The sequence below is a fragment of the Dietzia sp. HMSC21D01 genome, assembly GCF_001815995.1.
Lineage (GTDB): Bacteria > Actinomycetota > Actinomycetes > Mycobacteriales > Mycobacteriaceae > Dietzia > Dietzia cinnamea.
On sequence record NZ_KV823941.1, the window covers coordinates 1 to 3,351 of the forward strand.

Sequence of the window (3,351 nt, forward strand, 5' to 3'; positions counted from 1 at the left end):
CTTGGACGCCGGTGCGGCGTTGTCGCCACCTCCGGCCGGTGCGTGCGCCTCGCGCAGGCGCCGGACGACCGGTGCCTCCAGCGTCGACGACGCGGACTTGACGAATTCTCCCTGATCGCGGAGCTTCGTCAGAAGTTCTTTACTGGTGATACCGAACTCTTTGGCCAGTTCGTGTACCCGGGGCTTGCCTGCCACTGCTCTCCTCACTGCGAGGTCTCACGGCAGGGCTGGCCGCGCGACCTCGGTCTACATTCGATGGACGTTCATCGCTGGAGCTTCACGGTGTGCTCATCGTGTCTGGTCCGTTCCTTTTCTCGTGCTCCCCCGCCGGGCCGAACGGCCGACGGGTGGTGTCGTGCGCGGGGCGCAGGGCCTCGAGCACCTCCGAGACCGCGTCCTGGGACACGTTCCCGGCGACTCGCAGCGACCTGATGAAGGCCTTGCGGTCGAGTGCTGTCGCGATGCACCGCTCATCGTGGTGCACCCAGGCTCCTCGTCCCACCGCCCGCCTACGCGGATCGGGCGAGAGCGACGCCGTCTGCGGATCGTGGACGATCCGCAGCAGCCGGGAGTCGTTATCCCGACGACGGCAACCGACGCAGGTCCGAATGGGACCCTCGTCCTCGGCGGCATCGATCCGCTGGTCTTGACGACCCGGCATACGGCCACCTCGGTCTCTCGCCGCCCGACCCGTGGGGACGGGTGGACGTGAAGTCACTGTGACAACTGATCAGTCTACAGAAGATGGCGTGTCGACACGAACGGCGCGCCCGACCGCGTGGCACCGGCGGCCGACGGGCCTCACTCCGCGTCGCTGTGGATGTCGATCCGCCACTGGGTGAGGCGGTGGGCGAGGCGGGCGTTCTGCCCCTCCTTGCCGATCGCGAGCGAGAGCTGGTAGTCGGGCACGACCACCCGGGCCGCCCTCGCCTGCTCGTCGGCGACGGTGACCGAGATCACCTTGGCCGGCGACAAGGCGTTCCCGACGAACACCGTCGGGTCGTCGTCGTAGTCGACGATGTCGATCTTCTCGCCGTTCAGCTCCGCCATCACGGCACGGACCCGGGCACCGTTCGGGCCGATGCACGCGCCCTTGGCGTTGAGACCCGAGACGGTGGACTCGACCGCGATCTTCGTGCGGTGCCCGGCCTCCCTCGCGATCGCCGCGATACGCACCGAACCGTCGCCGATCTCGGGAACCTCGAGGGCGAAGAGCCCACGGACGAGATCCGGGTGTGTCCGGGACAGTGACACGGAGGCCCCGTGCGGACCCTTGTGGACACCCACCACGTGACACTTGATGCGGTCGCCGTGCCGGTAGCTCTCGCCGGGCACCTGCTCGGCCGGGGCGATCGTGCCCTCGGTGCCGCCGTTCTCCGGACCGATGTGGACCACCACGATGCCCCGGGCGTTGGCCCGCGAATCGGACTGGATGACGCCGCTGACGACCTCACCCTCGCGCGTGACGAGATCACCGTAGATGCGATCGGTCTCCGCTTCACGCAGGCGCTGCAGGATGATCTGCCGCGCGGTCGCGGCCGCGACCCGCCCGAAGTCGGAGGGGGTGACGTCGAACTCGCCGATGCGGTTGCCGTCCTCGTCGACCTCTGCTGCCAACACGGCGACGGTGCCGGCCTTGCGGTCCAGCGCGATCCGGGCCACGCGGTGCGCTCCGTCGGTTCGCTTGTAGGCGGTGAGAAGCGCGTTTTCCAGCGTCTGCACCAGATCATCCAGCGGGATCTCGCGCTCCAGGGACAGCATGTTGAGCGCTGCCATGTCGATGTTCAACGGTCTTCTCCTTCTCGCGCGCCACGACCGGGGCCCCCCGGCTCCGACAGCAGGTCCAGCTCGTCCTCCGGGGCGGGCCGGAACTCGACCCGGATCACGGCGTGGGCCACCTGGTCCAACGCCACCGGCTCCACCTTCTTCTCCCGCGCTCCGGACACGAGACGGACCACTCCCGCGCCCTCGTCCAGGTCGCCGACCCGTGCGCGGGCCGGGCCCTTCGCGCCCTGTACGTAGGTGATATCCACCTGGCGCCCACGGGCCCGACGCCAGTGCCTCGGCTGCTCGAGGGGTGCGTCGACCCCACGGCTGGTCACCTCGAGGGTCACCGGTCGGTCGGGCCCGCCCCATCCCTCGGCGAGGGGATCGAGGTCGGTCGACAGATCGGCCAGGTCGTCGAGTGAGACCCCGGCGTCCCCGTCCACGACGATCGTCACGCGCCAGGCGGACGAGCGGGCGTCCTCCCGGATGTCCTCGAGATCGAGGCCGCGGTCGGATACCGCTCTGAGAATGTGGGCCCTGTCGGGCTCGGGGACGATCACTGTGCTCCTGGAGTGCGGGCCGGGGAACCCGTCCGGGACGCGGACGGGCCGCATCACTGTACCGCCTCGACGCCCCCACCTCCGAGCCCTGGCAGGATGTCGGAGTGCCCCATTCCGCCCCCGTGGTCCTCTCCCGCCGTCGATTCGTGGGCGCGGCCGTCTGCGTCACCGGGTTCGCGGTCGCCGGCGGCTGCGCGCTGCCCGCGGTCGTCGACCGTCCGGACCCGCTGATCCCGTTGATCGACGCTGCCACCCGCGACGCCCGCGAGTTGGCGGCTGCGGACGCCACCCACGGGGACCGCGTCGGCGCGTTGCGCCGGATCGCCGACGCCCGTCGGATGCACGCCGACGCGCTCGCGGGACTGGCGGACACCGCGGACGAGGGCGAGGGCGAGGAGCAGCCGGCGACACCGGCCCCGCCTCCGGTGTGCCCGCCCGTCGACGAGGTTCGGGCCAGGTTGCGTGCGGACGCGGCGCTGGCCGCGGACGTCGCGGCGGAGATCGACGGGGCCCGCGCCGAGATCGCCGGTGCCGTCTCCGCGGCGTGCACGGCCGCCGCCGAGGTGGTGCTCGCATGAGCCGGGCCGTGGGACTGGCGGCGGAGGACGCCGCGGTCTACGGGTACGGACTCGTCCTCTCCCGCGCCGACGCGAGTATCCGCGCGGCCGTCCGGCGCGAACTGGCCGCCCACCGTGCCCGCCGCGACGAAGCGGAACGACTGTGGCCGGGAGCCCCGCCGGCGCCGGTGGGGTACCTCGTGGGACCGGAGACCCCGTCCTCCCCGGTCCTCCTGGCCATCCGACTGGAGTCGGACTGCTGTGACGCGTGGCGGGTGGAGCTCGGCCGTTCGGACTCGCCGGAGATGCGCCGGTTCTGCGTGGACGCCCTCAGCGCGGCGGCGGTGCAGCTCGCGCGGTGGAGGACGTTGGTCCCGGGCGCCCCCTTCGAGGCGTTGCCCGGGTTCCCGCCCTCCGCCTGACGGCCCTAGTGTCGTGCGTGTGAAGTAGTTTTACAGTTGGGTTTG

6 protein-coding genes are annotated in these 3,351 nt (G+C 71.2%); 2 read left to right on the forward strand and 4 right to left on the reverse strand.

Annotated elements, in window-relative coordinates; all coding sequences use genetic code 11:
- The 4 genes from HMPREF3086_RS10040 to rimP form a co-directional block, all read right to left on the reverse strand.
- Positions 1 to 195, reverse strand: a 195-nt coding sequence (locus HMPREF3086_RS10040) for a translation initiation factor IF-2 N-terminal domain-containing protein (protein ID WP_141764055.1), incomplete at its 3' end; no start/stop codon positions are given.
- An 82-nt stretch (positions 196 to 277) separates the two neighbouring features.
- On the reverse strand, positions 278 to 661 hold the full coding sequence (locus HMPREF3086_RS10045) for a YlxR family protein (protein WP_082767599.1): 384 nt from the start codon (positions 659 to 661) through the stop codon (positions 278 to 280).
- Positions 662 to 801: 140 nt separating this feature from the next.
- A complete protein-coding gene (gene nusA / locus HMPREF3086_RS10050) occupies positions 802 to 1,788 on the reverse strand; it encodes a transcription termination factor NusA (protein ID WP_007632933.1) in 987 nt (328 codons plus the stop codon).
- The gene (gene rimP, locus HMPREF3086_RS10055) at positions 1,785 to 2,327 is read right to left on the reverse strand and encodes a ribosome maturation factor RimP (protein ID WP_061227736.1); all 543 of its coding nucleotides are present in this window, start codon (positions 2,325 to 2,327) and stop codon (positions 1,785 to 1,787) included. Before rimP ends, nusA begins: the two co-directional genes overlap by 4 nt.
- A gap of 104 nt (positions 2,328 to 2,431) precedes the next feature.
- On the opposite strand from rimP, the gene HMPREF3086_RS10060 reads away from it, so the two are divergent.
- Positions 2,432 to 2,905, forward strand: a complete 474-nt coding sequence (locus tag HMPREF3086_RS10060) for a hypothetical protein (protein ID WP_063935039.1) — start codon at positions 2,432 to 2,434, stop codon at positions 2,903 to 2,905.
- On the forward strand, positions 2,902 to 3,306 hold the full coding sequence (locus HMPREF3086_RS10065) for a ferritin-like domain-containing protein (RefSeq protein ID WP_061227738.1): 405 nt from the start codon (positions 2,902 to 2,904) through the stop codon (positions 3,304 to 3,306). Before HMPREF3086_RS10060 ends, HMPREF3086_RS10065 begins: the two co-directional genes overlap by 4 nt.
- The last annotated feature ends 45 nt before the right edge of the window (positions 3,307 to 3,351 follow it).